Origin of the sequence: Intrasporangium flavum (assembly GCF_001956915.1) — a bacterium.
In the GTDB taxonomy this organism is placed as follows: Bacteria; Actinomycetota; Actinomycetes; order Actinomycetales; family Dermatophilaceae; genus Monashia; species Monashia flava.
In genome coordinates, this window is sequence record NZ_MLJO01000012.1 from 59,755 (window position 1) to 75,371 (window position 15,617).

Below are 15,617 nucleotides of genomic sequence, written 5' to 3' on the forward strand. Positions count from 1 at the left end.
CCGGTATGTCCTCAGCGGGTCGGCGGACGCAGTGCGCCGGCGACGACCGGCAGGACGTCCTCGATCGCGGTGCCCATGAGGGCGTACGCCTCGGCCCCTCGCCCGTACGGGTCGGGGATGTCGGACTCCTCGGCGGCCCGGGCCCGCACGAAGCCCCGGCGGTCGCGGGCGGCCTCGGCGACGCGCGTCACCCACGGCGTCGCGTCCGGGGACCCCACCTCGGCGTTGGCCTCGGCGGCCGCGGCGGACAGGTCGGTGTCGGCGAGCAGGTCGGCGAGCTCGCCCAGGGTGAAGGTGCGACGCAGGACGCGCGGATTGAGCGCGACGGCGTCGGAACGGTGCCGCTGGGTGGCCGCCACGACGAGGTCGGCCTCGGCGAGGATCGCCGGGGTCAGCTGCCGCGAGGCGAACCCGACCGCGTCGGCCCCGGCCCGCTCGAGCAGCTCCACCGAACCGGGCTCGATCGGGGCGCCGACCATCGCCCGGGTGCCGGCGCTCGACACGACGAGCCCGGTGCCGTCGAGCAGCTGTGCGAGGCGGCGCTCGATGTACGGCGAGCGGCACACGTTGCCGGTGCACACGACGAGGACGCGGCCGGCCGGGACCGAGCCCCCGGCGTCGGGCGCTCCCACCGGACCGGCCGGCTCCACCGCGCTCACCGGGATGCCTGCTCGGCGAGCTCTCGCGTGAAGGCGAGGCACGCCTCCCACGTCGGCAGGAGGCCGGCGGCGGCCGCCTCGTCGAGGGTGGGGGCGGCGGCGTCCTTGGGCGACACGATCGGCTCGAAGCCGGCCGGCAGCTCGAGGCCGACCCGGGGGTCGAGCGGGTTGACCCCGCCCTCGGTCGAGGGGTTGAACACCTCGGAGCACAGATAGACCGCTGTGCCGTCCTCGACGCAGGCGAGGGCGTGCCCCAGCCCCTCGGCGAGGTAGACGGCGCGCCGGTCGACGGTGTCGAGCCGGACCGAGTCCCACTCGCCGAAGGTGGGCGAACCGACGCGCAGGTCGACGACGTAGTCGACGAAGACGCCGCTCGTCGCCGTCACGTACTTCGCCTGCGAGGGCGGCACATCGGCGAAGTGGATCCCCCGCAGCGCCCCGGCGCGCGACACCGAGATGTTCGTCTGGCGCACCGCCATCTCGTGCCCGATCGCCCCGGCGAGGTGGTCGACGCGGAAGCCCTCGGCGAACAGCCCCCGGTCGTCGGGGAACTGGCGGGGCGTCACCTCGAACGCGCCGGCGATGCGCAGCGGTCGGATGTCCATCAGGGGGTGTCCTCCGGGAGGTCGTCGGGTGGGTTCGTCGGGAAGCCCGTCAGGGGGCGTCGCGGCCCTCGTCGAGCAACCCGTGCAGGTAGCGACCGTAGCCGCTCTTGAGCTGCTCGTCGGCGTGCACCCGCAGCCCGTCGTCGTCGAGCCAGCCGTTGCGCCAGGCGATCTCCTCGACGCAGCCGATCTTCTGCCCCTGCCGCGCCTCGACGACGTGCACGAACTGGCTGGCCTCCATGAGGCCCTCGAAGGTGCCGGTGTCGAACCAGGCCGTGCCGCGGGGAAGGACGCTGACCGACAGCGTGCCGCGTCGGAGGTAGGCGTCGTTGACGGCGGTGATCTCGAGCTCGCCGCGGGCGCTGGGCGTCAGACCGGCGGCGATCTCGACGACGTCGTTGTCGTAGAAGTAGAGGCCCGGCACGGCGAAGCTGCTCCGGGGGCGGGCCGGCTTCTCCTCGATCGACACGACTCGCCCGGTGTCGTCGAACTCGACGACGCCGTAGGCCGACGGGTCGGCGACCCGGTAGGCGAAGACGTGCCCGCCGGTCAGCGTCGTGTGCTCGGCGAGGCGGGTGCCGAGGCCGGGGCCGAAGAAGATGTTGTCGCCGAGGACGAGGGCCACGCTGTCGCCGCCGATGAAGTCGGCACCGAGGACGAACGCCTGGGCCAGGCCGTCGGGGCTGGGCTGCACGGCGTAGCTGATCGACATGCCCCACTGCGAGCCGTCACCGAGCAGCCGGGTGAACTGGTCGGCGTCCCAGGGCGTCGTGATGACGAGCACCTCGCGGATGCCGGCCATCATCAGCGTCGAGAGGGGGTAGTAGACCATCGGCTTGTCGTAGACGGGCATCAGCTGCTTGCTGATGCCGCGCGTGATCGGGTGCAGCCGGGTGCCGGTACCGCCGGCGAGCACGATCCCCTTCATGGTGAGCCAGCGTATTGGGAGGTCACGCGGTGCGCGTCCACGTGCGCAGGTCGGCGCCGGACCGCCACACGGTGTCGCCGACGGCGAGCCAGCCGGCCGCGTCGACGACGGAGATCGACACTCGCCCCTCGGGCAGGCCGTCCGGCACGACGACGCAGGCGACGCTCGTCGCCGACTTCCCCGTGACGCGGGCGAGCTCGACGCCCTCGCAGCCGTCGGCGACGCGCGCGACGTAGGCGCGGGCGGAGCCCTTCTCCTCGCGCACCGACAGCGCCATGGCACTGCCGACCTGCGCGAGCCGCGTCCACGTGGCACCGCCGTCGGAGGACGTCGTGACCGATCCGTCGCCGCAGAGGGCGCGAGCGGAGGTGCCGGAGACGCGCGAGAGGTCGACGAGCGTGCCGGGCCCGCAGGGGCGGGCGGTCGGGCGCTCGGGCGTCACCGCCGTGCCCGTCGCGCCGCCGGGCGTGCGCGACCAGCCGCCCTGGAGCGCGCGGGGGCCGTTCCACGTGCGGGCGCCGTCGTCGGTGATGAACTCCCCCGCCGTGCACGAGGCGTCCGCGCCGATGACGAACGCGCGGTCGGCCGACACGGGCTGGACGCGTCCGAGGGCCTTGGCGGGCACCACCCGGGTGCCCCACGTGCGTCCGCCGTCGCCGGTGACCTCGATCGCGGCGCCGCCCTTGTCGCACGTGCCGAGCACGGCGCGCCACGCCCGGGAGTCGTCGAGCGCGACCACGACTTGGCGCAACGGCACCGGGCGGGTCTCGGGGGTCGGCGAGGGCGTCGGGGTCGAGGTCACCGGGGTCGAGCGCGGCGCCGGGGCCGCGGGCGCGGCGCCCACGGCGTCGGGGCGGTAGGCGAGCGCGACGAGGGCGGCGTCGACGACGAGCAGCACGAGCAGGCCCACGAGGGCGAGCCGTCCGGTCGAGGAGCGCATCCAGCGGGTCACGCGCCTCACTCTACGGACCCGCCGGGACGAACCGGCGCAACTCGGGCGCGTCGGCACTAGGATGCGGCGGGAACCACCAAGTCGGAACGCGCGGAAACCACCCACCCATCCATCACCCGCGGACCGGCCGAGGGAGAGACGGGGATTGTGGAGCTCCAGGACTACCTGAACGTGATCCGGAAGCGGTGGATGATCATCGCCGCGGTCACGCTCGTGACCCTAGGCCTGTCCGCCGCCTACACGGCACTGTCGCCCCGCACGTATGCCGCGACGACACAGTTCTTCGTGTCGACCTCGGGCGACGACACGACCTCGGCCCTCGCGCAGGGCAACACCTTCACGCAGGCGCGGGTCAAGACCTACGCCCAGCTGCTCGAGACGCCGAAGGTGCTCGACCCGGTCATCAAGAAGGTCGGCCTCGACTCGACGTCCGACGTGCTCGCGGGCCAGATCACCTCGGCGATCCCCCTCGACACCGTCCTCATCGACGTCACCGTCACGGCGAGCAGCCCGGGCGCCGCGCAGGCCATCGCCAACGGCATCGCCGACGTCTTCCCGCAGACGGTCGCCGAGATCGAGCGCAAGCCCGGCCAGGACAGCCCCGTCAAGGTCACGCTGACGACCCCGGCGCAGGCCGACCTGACGCCCGTCAGCCCGAAGCCGACGCGCAACCTCGCGCTCGGCCTCGTCATGGGCCTGCTCCTCGGGTTCGGTCTCGCCCTGCTGCGCGACGTCCTCGACAAGTCGGTCAAGTCCCAGCGCGACCTCGAGACCGTCACCGACCGCACCCTGCTCGGCGCCATCGCCTTCGACACCGACGCGCCGGACCACCCGCTCATCGTCCAGGTCGACCCTCGCAGCCAGCGTGCCGAGGCGTTCCGCTCGTTGCGCACCAACCTGCAGTTCATCGACGTCGCCGACCCGCCGAAGTCGATCGTCGTCACGTCGTCGCTGCCCGGCGAGGGCAAGTCGACGACCACCGCCAACCTCGCGCTCAGCCTCGCCGAGACCGGCATGTCGGTCGTCGTCATCGAGGGCGACCTGCGCCGGCCGCGGCTGCTCGACTACCTCGGCTTCGAGGGCTCGGTCGGCCTCACCGACGTGCTCGTCGGGCGTGTCGAGGTCGACGACGTCCTGCAGCCCTTCGGCCGCACCGGGCTGCGCCTGCTCGGCGCCGGCCCGATCCCGCCGAACCCGAGCGAGCTGCTCGGCTCGGCCAACATGGAGCGTCTCGTCGAGGACCTCTGCGCGCGGTTCGACTACGTGCTCATCGACGCTCCCCCGCTGCTGCCGGTCACCGACGCCGCGGTCCTCAGCACCATCGTCGACGGCGCCATCGTCGTCGTCGGCGCCGGGGTCGCCCAGCGCGAGCACGTCCGTCGCGCGCTCGAGTCGCTCGAGGCCGTCAACGGCTCGATCCTCGGTCTCATCCTCAACCGGGTCCGCGCCAAGGACGGCGGGGCCGGCTACGGCACCTACGCCTACGACTACCGCCCGGAGAGCGAGCGGCAGCGCGCCAAGGACCGCGGCCCGCGTCGGTTCCGCCGGCCCGTCGCCGACCCCGACGACCGGCACGAGGTCATGCCACGCGGCGCGCGGCCGGGCGAGGCGCCGGCCCACGGCGAGCCCGCCCACGGCGCGCACCCGCACGTCCCGGCTCCCGGTGCGCCACCTCGGGCGCCGCACGAGCCCGCCACCGACGACGCGGGCGAGCGCATCTTCCGCTGAGCACGTACGAAGGCCGCCGCACCCACGGCGCGGCGGCCTTCGTCGTGAGCGGGTGTCAGGCGCGCGCCGAGGTGACCACCGAACCGAGCGCGGTGACGACGACCGCGAGCTGCTCCTCGATGCGGGCGAACGCCTCCTCGTGCACGCGGGCGTTCTGGCGGAACGGGTCGACGACGTCGATGTCGTCGGCGTCGCGCGGCACGACCGTGCCGCGTGCCGCGGCGGCCTCGGTGACGACCTGCTCGAGCCAGGGCTGGGTCGGCAGGATCGAGCGCCACGACCGGGACTCCGCGCAGAGGTCGGCGAAGTCGCCCAGGGCGAAGATCCGGCGCATCGCCTGCGGGCGCAGACGGGCCACCTGACCGCGCTGCGCACGCGTCATCGTCAGCACGAGGGCGGCGTCGTCGAGCATCCGCGGACTCACCTGGCGCGCCCGGAAGGCGGTGACGTCGGCGCCGAGGCGCCGCAGCTGCTCACGGGTGTCGGTCTCGATGTCGGAGTCGACGACGGCTCCCGTCCCGGCGCTGTCGACCGGCACGCCGGCTCTGGGTAGCAGCTGTCTCAACCTCCGCTCGGCATACGGCGAGCGGCAGATGTTGCCGGTGCAGACGAACAGGATGCCGCGGGTCTGAGGGGTGTCCCCGAGCACTGTGCCCCCAAGGTCTCGTGTCGGTGTCGTGACGTCGAGACTAAGCGTGGATCCTGTGCATTCGGTGGGCATTGTCCGTTTGGGGCGGGTTTGTCCCGCGCGTCGGCCTACCAAGCGGTGCTGGCGCGCCGCCCCATCCCCCGGTAGTCCCACCCGGCCTCGGACCACGCCTGCGGGTCGAGGACGTTGCGTCCGTCGATGACGCGCGGGACCGCGACGAGCGTCTTGGCGCGGGCCGGGTCGAGCTCGACGTACTCCTTCCACGCGGTGAGGAGGATGACGAGCTCGGCGCCGCTGAGCGCCTCCTCGGTCGTGTCGACGATGTGCAGGTCGGGGCGCATCCGGCGCACGATGCCCGACGCCGCCGGGTCGGTGGCCACGACGTTGGCCCCGCGGCCCCACAGGCGTCCGGCAATGTCGAGGGCCGGCGAGTCGCGCACGTCGTCGCTGTCGGGCTTGAAGGTGAGGCCGAGGACGGCGACCTTGACGCCGACGAGGCGGCCGCCGGCCATCTCGGAGGCGAGGTCGACGGCGTGGTCGCGGCGGCGCATGTTGATGGAGTCGACCTCGCGCAGGAAGGTCAGCGACTGGTCGACCCCCATCTCGCCGGCGCGGGCCATGAAGGCGCGGATGTCCTTGGGCAGGCAGCCGCCGCCGAAGCCGATGCCGGCCTGGAGGAACTTCGGCCCGATGCGGTCGTCGTGGCCGATGGCCTCGGCGAGCTTGGACACGTCGGCGCCGGCGACGTCGCACAGTTCGGCCATCGAGTTGATGAAGGAGATCTTCGTGGCGAGGAAGGAGTTGGCGGCGACCTTGACGAGCTCGGCCGTCGGGTAGTTGAGCAGCAGCCGCGGCGTCTCGGAGGCGATGATCGGCGCGTAGACCTCGTCGAGCAGGGTCCGGCCGAGCTCACCGCGCTCGACGTCGTCGGGCAGTCCGTATACGACGCGGTCGGGGTGCTGGGTGTCCTTGACGGCGAAGCCCTCGCGCAGGAACTCCGGGTTCCACACGACGACGACGTCGAGGCCCGCCTCGGCGAAGCGGTCGGCCATCGCCTGGGCAGTGCCGACGGGGACCGTCGACTTGCCGACGACGACGAGCGGGCCGTCCGGGTGCGGCTGGGCGTTGGCGATGATGTCGTCGACGGCGGACCACACGTAGCTCATGTCGGCGGCGTAGCTGCCTCCGCGCTGCGGCGTGCCCACGGCGATGAAGTGGACGCGGGCGTCGGCGAGCTGCGACTTGTCGGTCGTGAACACGAGGGTGCCGGCGTCGACGCCCTTGCGCAGCAGCGGCGCGAGGCCCGGCTCGTGGAAGGACGGGATGCCTGCGGCGAGCTTGTCGACCTTCTCGGGGTCGACGTCGACGCCGACGACGTCGTGGCCGAAGTCGGCCATGCACGCGGCATGGACCGCGCCGAGGTATCCGCATCCGATGACCGAGATCTTCACGCCGGGCAGCATATCGAGGGGTGGGAAACGGCAGGTGGCCGCGAGGTTTCGCCGGGCTTCGTTACCCTCGCCTCATGCGCGTCCTCGTGACCGGCGGTGCCGGGTTCATCGGCTCGAACTTCGTGCTCCGGGCTCGCGAGACGCGTCCGGACTGGACAGTGACGGTGCTCGACGCCATGACCTACGCGGCCAACCGACGCTCGCTGGCGCCCGTGCTGGCCGACCTCGGCGGCGACGGCTCGGTGCGCCTCGTCGAGGGGTCGGTGGCCGACGCCTCGCTCGTCGACCCGCTCGTGGCCGACCACGACGTCGTCGTGCACTTCGCCGCCGAGTCGCACAACGACAACTCCCTCGACTCGCCGTGGCCGTTCGTCGAGAGCAACGTCGTGGGCACCTTCACGCTGCTCGAGGCGATCCGGCGGCACGACAAGCGGCTGCACCACATCTCGACCGACGAGGTCTACGGCGACCTCAAGCTCGACGACCACGAGCGGTTCACCGAGAAGACGCCCGTCAACCCGTCCTCGCCGTACTCGGCCACCAAGGCCGGCGCCGACCTGCTCGTGCGCGCCTGGATCCGCTCCTTCGGCATCAAGGCGACGGTCTCGAACTGCTCGAACAACTACGGCCCGCGCCAGCACGTCGAGAAGTTCATCCCGCGGCAGGTCACGAACATCCTCGAGGGCATCCGCCCCAAGCTCTACGGCTCGGGGCTCAACGTCCGCGACTGGATCCACGTCGATGACCACAACGACGCCGTCATCGCGATCCTCGAGCAGGGCCGACTCGGCGAGACCTACCTCATCGGCGCCGACGGCGAGCGCGACAACCTCGACATCGTCCGGATGCTGCTCGAGATCATGGGCCGTCCCGCCGACTGGTACGACCACGTCGACGACCGCCCGGGACACGACCTCCGCTACGCCATCGACGCGACGAAGCTGCGCCTGGAGACCGACTGGCGGCCTCGGTACGCCGACGTCCGCGCGGGCCTCGAGCAGACGGTGGAGTGGTACCGCGCCAACCCGCAGTGGTGGCAGTCGGCCAAGGTCGAGGCCGAGCGCACCTACGCGAGGCTCGGCCGGTGAGCGTGAGCCCCGACGCGTCGGGCGCCGGGCGCGCGCTCGTGACCGGAGCGAGCGGCATGCTCGCCCACGACCTCGTGCCGGCGCTGCGCGCGGCCGGGTGGGTCGTCACCGCCATGGACCGGGCCGACCTCGACGTCACCGACCCCGCGCAGTGCGTCGCGGCCGTCGAGGGCCACGACCTCGTTGTCAACACGGCGGCGTACACGCGCGTCGACGACGCCGAGACCGACGAGGCGGCGGCCTTCGCCGTCAATGCGGTCGGCGCCGCCAACGTGGCCCGTGCCTGCGCCCGCGGCGGGGCGCGCCTCGTGCACGTGTCGACCGACTACGTCTTCGACGGCACCGAGTCCGAGCCGTACGCCGTCGACCACCCGGTCGCCCCGCGCTCGGCCTACGGGCGCACCAAGGCGGCCGGCGAGTGGGCCGTGCGCGCACTGTGCCCCGAGTCGTGGGTCGTGCGCACGGCCTGGCTCTACGGGGCGGGCGGGCCGAACTTCGTCGCGACGATGCTGCGCCTGGCCACCGAGCGCGACACCGTGTCGGTCGTCGACGACCAGGTGGGCCAGCCGACGTGGACGGTCGACCTCGCCGACCTCGTCGTGCGCCTCGTCGCGGCCGGCGCGCCGTACGGCACCCACCACGGCACCTCGAGCGGGCAGACGACGTGGTTCGGGCTGGCCCGCGCGGCCTTCGAGCTGAACGGCCTCGATCCGCAGCGGGTGCTGCCGACGACGTCCGACGCCTTCCCGCGCCCCGCTCCCAGGCCCGGCTGGAGCGTGCTGTCCCACGCCTCCCTCACCGCCGCGGGTGTCGCCCCGATCCGCGACTGGCGCGAGGCGCTCTCCCTGTTCGCAGGCTGACCACCGGCCGGTCCCGTCGGAGATATCGGGCGACGTCCCCTAAACTCGGGCAAGTCGGTCAGCCAACAGGGAAGCGACCATGCGACTGCTCATCACCGGGGGCGCCGGTTTCATCGGCTCGAACCTCGCCCGGCTCGCCCTCGATGCGGGTCACGAGATCACCGTCCTCGACGACTTCTCCACCGGGTTTCGCGACAACCTCGACGGGCTCGACGTGCGCCTCGTCGAGGGCTCCGTGGCCGACCGAACCGCCGCCGACGCGGCGATGGAGGGCGTCGACTCGGTCGTGCACCTCGGCGCCCTCGGCAGCGTGCCGCGCAGCATCGCCGACCCCGTCGCCACCCACGTCGCGAACGCCACCGGCACGCTGACGGTGCTCGAGGCGGCCCGCGCGGCCGGCGTCCGCCACGTCTCGTGCGCGTCGTCGAGCTCGGTGTACGGGCTCAACCCGGCGCTGCCGAAGCACGAGCGCGAGTGGGTCCGGCCGATGAGCCCCTACGCCGTCACCAAGCTGGCCACCGAGCAGTACACGCTGGCCTACCAGCAGGGCTACGGCATGGACACCCTGGCCTTCCGGTTCTTCAACGTCTACGGCCCCCGCCAGCGCGCCGGCCACGTGTACGCGGCCGTCATCCCGGTCTTCGTCGACGCGCTCCTGCGCGGCGAGTCGCTGCCGATCAACGGCGACGGCACGAACTCGCGCGACTTCACCTACGTCGGCACGGTGTGCCGGGTGCTGCTCGACGCCTCCGAACGACGCGTCACGCACCCCGAGCCGGTCAACCTCGCCTTCGGCACCAACACGACGCTGCTCGAGCTCGTGAAGCGGATCGAGGACGCCGCCGGCATCCCCGCCACCGTCGAGCACCGCGGCCCACGACCCGGCGACGTCCTGCACTCACAGGCCGACAACGCGAGCCTGCGAGGCCTCTTCCCCGACGTGTCACCGGTGCCCCTCGAGCAGGGCCTCGCCGAGACCGTCACGTGGTTCAAGGAGAACGCATGAGCCAGACCCTCGTCGTCGTCGGGCAGGGGTACGTCGGCCTGCCCATGGCACTGCGTGCCGCCGAGGTGGGGCTCAAGGTCCACGGCCTCGACACCAACTCGCGCACCGTCGCGGCGCTCAACGCAGGCGTCTCACACATCGACGACGTCAGCGACGCCGACCTCGCCGCCGGGCTCGCCAACGGCTACGAGGCGACCGCCGACCCGGCCTGCATCGAGAACGCGGACGTCGTCGTCGTCTGCGTGCCGACCCCCCTCGCGCCCGAGGGCGGCCCCGACCTGCGGCCCGTCGAGGTCGCCGCGCAGGCGATCGGCGAGCACCTGTCCCCCGACACCCTCGTCATCCTCGAGTCGACGACCTACCCCGGCACCACCGAGGAGATCTTCGCGCCGCTCGTGACCCGCGGCCGGTTCGAGGTCGGCAGCGACGTGTTCATCGCCTTCTCCCCCGAGCGGATCGACCCGGGCAACAAGACGTTCGGCGTGCGCAACACCCCGAAGGTCGTCGGTGGCATGACGCCCGAGTGCACCCACCGGGCGCGCGAGTTCTACGGCCTCTTCATCGACACGGTGGTCGAGGCCCGGGGCGCCAAGGAGGCCGAGATGGCCAAGCTCCTCGAGAACACCTTCCGCCACGTGAACATCGCGCTGGTCAACGAGATGCTCCGCTTCTCCCAGGAGCTCGACATCGACCTCTGGGACGCCATCGACTGTGCCGAGACCAAGCCCTTCGGGTTCATGGCCTTCCGCCCGGGCCCGGGCGTCGGCGGCCACTGCATCCCCGTCGACCCCTCCTACCTCTCGCACCGCGTCAAGGCCAAACTCGGCTACGCGTTCCGGATGGTCGAGCTCGCCGAGGAGATCAACCACGCGGCCCCCGACTACGTCGCCTCGCGCGTCTGGTCGCTGCTCAACGACCACGGCAAGGCCGTCAACGGCGCCAAGGTGCTCCTGCTCGGCGTCACGTACAAGCCCGACATCGCCGACTGCCGCGAGAGCCCGGCCGACCCGCTCGCCGGACGCCTCCTGTCGTGGGGCGCCGACCTCAGCTACCACGACCCGTTCGTGCCCCGCTGGAGCCCGCGCGGCGCCGACGCCGAGCTGACGTCCGTGACGGACCTCGAGGCCGCCGTGGCATCGGCCGACGTCGTCGTGCTGCTCCAACCGCACGCCCAGTACGACCTCGACCGCCTCGCGGCCGTGGGTTCACCGCTGCTCGACACCCGTGGGGTCATCGACCAGACCGAGGCCGTCCAGCGGCTCTGACCGGCCTGACCCGATGGGTCGAGCACATACCGATGTCGTCGCCGATCGGAGTGTGCTGTGAAGGTGTTCCTGGACGTAGGTGCCCACGTCGGTGAGACGCTGGCCGTCGCGATGCGTCCGCGGTGGGGTTCGACCGCATCTACTGCTTCGAACCGGCTTCGCCGTGTTGGCCTGAACTCGAGCGTCTTGCGGACGGTCGGGTCGAGTTCTGCAAGTACGGCCTGTTCGACCATGACGGCTGCTTCGCCCTCCACAACCCTGGCTCCGTCGGGACATCCCTGTCCGCGGACAAGGACGGGTCCCTGGGCAGCATGACGTGCGAGTTCCGGGACGTCGCGGGGTGGTTCGAGCACGAGCTGGACCCGACGGACGAGATCTACCTCAAGATGAATGTCGAGGGCGCCGAGTTCGAGATCGTCCGCCGCCTGTACGAATCGGGTGCGCTCAACCGAGTGGCCCACCTTCTCATCCACTTCGACGTGCGCAAGGTGCCGGGTCGGTCGCACCTCGAGGGTGAGCTGCGAGCCATGCTCGACGAGAGCCACGTGCACTGGGTTCCCGCCGAACGCATGGTTTACGGCAACGTCGCTCGGGGCACGCGCAACTGGCTGGAATGGTGTGCTGCCCTTGGGCTCTTCGACCGGTGGTGGCCACACTGCGTCGTGCCGAGGGCCGCAGCCGGGTGCGACTTGCGCCGCTGCGGCGCCGCGTCGAGCAACGCGTGGTGCGCGCGCACGAAGGCCAAGGCTCTACTGCCGCCGATTGACCCAGTCGACCGACCCTGTGGTCGACACGATCTTGGCGGGCGATCCTGCAACGGTCACTCCGTCCGGGACGTCATCCACCACGACAGAGTTTGCCCCGATCGCGACACCGCTACCGACGGTGATGCCACCGATGATGACCGCACCGGGCCCGATGTAGACGTCGTCGCCGATCACCGGGACGCCTGCTCGACGTCCCTTGTTGGCGCCGATCGTGACGTTGTGGCTCAGGTTGCAGTTGCGACCGATCCGCGCCGCAGCGTTGACGACGATGCCACCTGCGTGTCCGATGAGCAGCCCCGGTCCCACCGATGTGGAGCCCGGAAGGTTGACCCCGAGCCGGTACCGCTGGCGCCTGAGGGCGAGGCGGGCCAACATCCGCAACGGTCCCTTCAGGGACGCGCTGCCGACGAGCCGGAACCACACGTTGTAGCGAAAGGCCTCGCCCAGGAAGTACTGCTTGACGACGTCCGAGGCCGCGCGTCGGCCGGTGATCCGGGCAACGTCGGACACGATGAGCGACCAGGTCCCTTCCACGCTCACACCTTCCTCGTCCGGACGATCTTGGCCGGCGCACCGACGACCACGGCACCCGGGGGTACGTCACGAACTACCACCGAGCCTGCTCCGACCGCCGCGCCGTCGCCGATGGTGACGCCGGCCAGTACAAGAGAGCCGGCCCCGATGAACACGTCGTCTCCGACGACGATGGGACGGTTGGTCCCGCGCAGCTCGCTGAACCGTTGTCTGTCGGCGGGGATCGGATGGTCGTTCGTGATGAACATGCAGCGCGGCCCCATCTTGAGGCGACGCCCCAGCGTGATGGTCTCGTTCCCCGTGAAGAGCGACCCGGTTCCGATTCCGGCCCCGTCGAGGACGACCAGATGCCTGCTCAGCTTGACTCCGGGTTCGATCGAAGCGGTCGATGCCACGGAGGAGCAGACCTTGTCCGCGAGGCGCGCCCGAAGCCGGTGCCCGCCGGGCACGAGCGTGTGGAGCCGTCGCGCGAACCCGTCGTAGGCGACCACAGCGAGGGCACGAGTGAGATCAGGCCGGGATGACACTGTTGTTCACCTTTCGTTCGGCGCGCCGGCGCGCGGCGAGCAGCACTCCGGCATACACGACATAGAGCATGAACGACGCGCGCACGGCGCCCGGCAGTGCGGCCGTATGCACGAGGACGAGGTACGCAGGCACCGCGAAGACGACGAGAGCGACGGTCACATACGCGACGACCGGCACCCGGTGGAGTCCCATGAGGAACCGGGCGTCCATGAGTGCCAGCCCCATGAACAGCTCCGCGACGAGGAGCAGGCGCGCGAGTGGCACCGCGTCCGCGTAGGCGTCCCCGAACAGGAGCGGAATGGCGTAGGGAGCGAGCACCCAGCCGACGACAGCCAACGCTCCTTGAACGGCGAGGGCGAGCCGGTAGGTGCGCCGGCTCGTGCTCGTCACGGCCCCCGCCGCCGCGGTCTGCACGAACAGCAGTTGCCCAACTGCTGAGGAGGTGATGCGCGAGGCCTCGGCCATGGTGGCCGCGACGGCGTACACGCCTCCGGCTGCGGGGCCGAGCACGCCCACGATGACAAGGCGATCGAGACGCTGGACGACGAGCAGGCTCACGTTGTACCCGACTGCGGGCACCCCGAGACGGACCAAACCTCGAACGGCCGGCCAGCTGAGAGCAGGGCGTGGGGTCGGCTGGTCGAAGATGTCCCAGGCGCCGAGAACCGTCTGAACCGCGGCCCCGGCGGCCGCGCAGATGAGGGCTGCCCGGAGGGTGGCGTGGCCCGTTGCCACGGCGAAGGTGAAGAGCAGGCATTGGAAGAGGACACCGATGGCCAAGAACAGGATCGAGCGTCCTGCGCGGCCATAAGCCTGCAACAGGTCCGAGGACTGGCGCGCCACCAGCAGGAGTGCGGCGACGAGCGCTGTCAGGAGCAGCTCAGTGGCCCCGATGTCCTGGAGGCCGAAGAACAGGCAGATCGCGGGGGCGAGAAGGGCGGCGGCAAGCGTCATCACGATCGAGGCGCCGAAGAAGGTCGAGACGTCCTCATCGCGTGGGACCGGCCGCGCGCGCAGCCGAACACTGACACCGGTGCCGAGTGTCAGGACGAGGCTGAGGATGGCACCGACCGTGACGATCGTCGTCAGCGCACCTTGGCCGGCGGGCCCGAGGTATCGGGCTGTCAGCACCCCCAGGACGGCGGTCAGCACCGCGTTGAGGACGGCCGGCGCGCTGACGGAGAAAAACCCAACCAGCCCCGGGCGCCGTCTCATCTGCGGCCCACGGTCGTGCGGACGAGCCCAGGCGGCAGGGACGGTGGAGCCTTGCGCCGACCGCGACGGAGGTTTGCGGCGACGCGCACGAGCAGGACCACACCCACCGCCGCGCCGGCCTCGAAGGGCACCGGGGTGAAGTCGTTGCGGACCCAGAGGAGCAGGACGAAGGTCAGGGTGCCCACGAGGGCGTTGCGCAGCGGCGTCGTCTCGATGGAGTCCAGACGGGCAATGAGCAGACCGATGATCGCCATGACGACGACCACAGCGATCACGCCGCCCGCGTGGAAGGCCTCAGCCGCCGGCGAGCCACCGATCGGCCCCACGCGCCGGCTGATCATGGCGCCGAACACCGCCGGGTCGTCGGCGACGGCGATCACGTCGCCGCCCAGGAGGCGTCCGACGATGAACCGACGGAAGGGCGCGAGGTAGGTGTCGACCCCGACGTAGGGCTCGAGATAGCGCTCGTGCAGGTCGCTCGAGACGACCAGCGGACGAATCGAGTAACCGAGCTCGGTGATGCCGTCGAAGGGCCGGAACGACGAGGGATCGAAGCCGTTGCCGAAGCCGACCTGGCGGATCACTCGTACTGCAGCACCCAGACCGAGGCCGCCGACGAACGCGAACGCCATCCAGGGCCGCAAGGGGATTCTTCGACGTCGGGCGGCCACGACGAGGTAGGCGGCCAGCGGAAGGATGACCTCGCCGCGGAGCCCGAGCATGAAGGCCGGCACGGACCACACCGCGAAGATGACGAGCCCGGCCCGGCGAGCCGAGGCCGATGGCCCTGCTGAGAGGGTCGGCATGCCGAGGCCCATCATCACGTAGGCAGCCGGCATGCTCGTCGCAGCCGTGGAGTCGAGGAACTGGACGTACGAGCCGGATACGGCGGCTCCACTGGCCAGCACGTTGTACACCCAGAGGAGACAGCCGACGGACAGGAGAAGCAGACCGATGTGCCCCGCGCTGCGGAAACGCAACCACGCTGCTGTCTCCTCGATCCGTGACTCCTGATGACGTGGGTCGAATCCGATGAGGTAACCGAGCATCAGGGCGCTCGTCGCGATCGTCACGAGCAGCGACGCTGAGGTGAACCCGTCGCTCATGACCCACTGGGTGTCCAGGGGGTTGAGCAGGCTTGGCGAGGCGCCGAGGGCGATCGGGACCAGCAGGCCCACGTGGAACAGCAGGAATAGACCGGCGTACACCGGTCCCAGCGAGAACGGCCGACGCCGGTTGAGGCGGAAGAGAGCCACGATGGCCAGGACGGCCGCAACGAGAGCCAGGCGGGCAGCCGTACCGGAGGATGCCTGACCCCCGTCGCGAAGCAGGAAGGCCACGGTGCCGAGCCCAGCGAAGACGACACCCCAGACCAGGCGGCG

The 15,617-nt window shown here is 71.3% G+C and carries 15 protein-coding genes; 5 read left to right on the plus strand and 10 right to left on the minus strand.

Annotated features, from left to right (window positions below):
* Window positions 1-11 precede the first annotated feature (11 nt).
* Genes BIV28_RS10085 through BIV28_RS10100 form a run of 4 tightly spaced genes read right to left on the minus strand, consistent with a single transcriptional unit; the run spans window position 12 to window position 3,144 of the window.
* Window positions 12-659 carry an arsenate reductase/protein-tyrosine-phosphatase family protein gene (locus tag BIV28_RS10085; RefSeq protein WP_207555902.1) on the minus strand — a complete coding sequence of 216 codons (648 nt, stop codon included), beginning with the start codon at window positions 657-659 and terminating at the stop codon, window positions 12-14.
* Window positions 656-1,264, minus strand: a complete 609-nt coding sequence (locus BIV28_RS10090; RefSeq protein ID WP_076261512.1) for a dTDP-4-dehydrorhamnose 3,5-epimerase family protein — start codon at window positions 1,262-1,264, stop codon at window positions 656-658. Before BIV28_RS10090 ends, BIV28_RS10085 begins: the two co-directional genes overlap by 4 nt.
* 49 nt (window positions 1,265-1,313) lie before the next feature.
* Window positions 1,314-2,192: a glucose-1-phosphate thymidylyltransferase RfbA gene (rfbA, locus tag BIV28_RS10095; protein ID WP_076261514.1), complete on the minus strand. Its 879-nt coding sequence runs from the start codon at window positions 2,190-2,192 to the stop codon at window positions 1,314-1,316.
* 22 nt (window positions 2,193-2,214) lie between these two features.
* A complete protein-coding gene (locus BIV28_RS10100) occupies window positions 2,215-3,144 on the minus strand; it encodes a hypothetical protein (RefSeq protein ID WP_076261516.1) in 930 nt (309 codons plus the stop codon).
* Between the two features lie 147 nt (window positions 3,145-3,291).
* Between BIV28_RS10100 and BIV28_RS10105 the strand changes: the two genes are divergently transcribed.
* Window positions 3,292-4,872 (plus strand): tyrosine-protein kinase domain-containing protein, encoded by a 1,581-nt coding sequence (locus BIV28_RS10105; protein ID WP_076261518.1) that lies wholly within the window; start codon window positions 3,292-3,294, stop codon window positions 4,870-4,872.
* A 55-nt stretch (window positions 4,873-4,927) separates the two neighbouring features.
* Here the strand turns inward: BIV28_RS10105 and BIV28_RS10110 are convergent, their stop codons facing one another.
* Complete coding sequence (locus BIV28_RS10110) at window positions 4,928-5,521, minus strand: arsenate reductase/protein-tyrosine-phosphatase family protein (protein WP_076261520.1); 594 nt, start codon at window positions 5,519-5,521, stop codon at window positions 4,928-4,930.
* Between the two features lie 107 nt (window positions 5,522-5,628).
* Window positions 5,629-6,972 (minus strand): UDP-glucose dehydrogenase family protein, encoded by a 1,344-nt coding sequence (locus tag BIV28_RS10115; RefSeq protein WP_076261648.1) that lies wholly within the window; start codon window positions 6,970-6,972, stop codon window positions 5,629-5,631.
* Between the two features lie 74 nt (window positions 6,973-7,046).
* Between BIV28_RS10115 and rfbB the strand changes: the two genes are divergently transcribed.
* From rfbB to BIV28_RS10135, 4 genes are all read left to right on the plus strand, one after another.
* Entirely contained in the window at window positions 7,047-8,060 is a 1,014-nt protein-coding gene (rfbB, locus tag BIV28_RS10120) for a dTDP-glucose 4,6-dehydratase (protein ID WP_076261522.1), read from the plus strand.
* A complete protein-coding gene (gene rfbD, locus BIV28_RS10125; protein WP_423221536.1) occupies window positions 8,057-8,920 on the plus strand; it encodes a dTDP-4-dehydrorhamnose reductase in 864 nt (287 codons plus the stop codon). Before rfbB ends, rfbD begins: the two co-directional genes overlap by 4 nt.
* A 79-nt stretch (window positions 8,921-8,999) precedes the next feature.
* The gene (locus tag BIV28_RS10130) at window positions 9,000-9,926 is read left to right on the plus strand and encodes an NAD-dependent epimerase/dehydratase family protein (protein WP_076261524.1); all 927 of its coding nucleotides are present in this window, start codon (window positions 9,000-9,002) and stop codon (window positions 9,924-9,926) included.
* Window positions 9,923-11,191, plus strand: a complete 1,269-nt coding sequence (locus tag BIV28_RS10135) for a nucleotide sugar dehydrogenase (protein ID WP_076261526.1) — start codon at window positions 9,923-9,925, stop codon at window positions 11,189-11,191. Before BIV28_RS10130 ends, BIV28_RS10135 begins: the two co-directional genes overlap by 4 nt.
* Window positions 11,192-11,940: 749 nt before the next feature.
* Here BIV28_RS10135 and BIV28_RS10140 read toward each other — a convergent pair.
* Genes BIV28_RS10140 through wzy form a run of 4 tightly spaced genes read right to left on the minus strand, consistent with a single transcriptional unit; the run spans window position 11,941 to window position 15,575 of the window.
* Window positions 11,941-12,492 carry a serine O-acetyltransferase gene (locus BIV28_RS10140; RefSeq protein WP_076261528.1) on the minus strand — a complete coding sequence of 184 codons (552 nt, stop codon included), beginning with the start codon at window positions 12,490-12,492 and terminating at the stop codon, window positions 11,941-11,943.
* A 2-nt stretch (window positions 12,493-12,494) separates the two neighbouring features.
* Window positions 12,495-12,983, minus strand: coding sequence for an acyltransferase (locus tag BIV28_RS20435; RefSeq protein WP_278247771.1), 489 nt, complete (start codon window positions 12,981-12,983; stop codon window positions 12,495-12,497).
* A 19-nt stretch (window positions 12,984-13,002) separates the two neighbouring features.
* Window positions 13,003-14,235, minus strand: a complete 1,233-nt coding sequence (locus tag BIV28_RS10150) for a lipopolysaccharide biosynthesis protein (RefSeq protein ID WP_076261530.1) — start codon at window positions 14,233-14,235, stop codon at window positions 13,003-13,005.
* Window positions 14,232-15,575, minus strand: coding sequence for an O-antigen polysaccharide polymerase Wzy (gene wzy, locus BIV28_RS10155; protein WP_207555904.1), 1,344 nt, complete (start codon window positions 15,573-15,575; stop codon window positions 14,232-14,234). The genes BIV28_RS10150 and wzy overlap by 4 nt, the downstream gene beginning before the upstream one ends.
* Window positions 15,576-15,617: the final 42 nt, after the last annotated feature.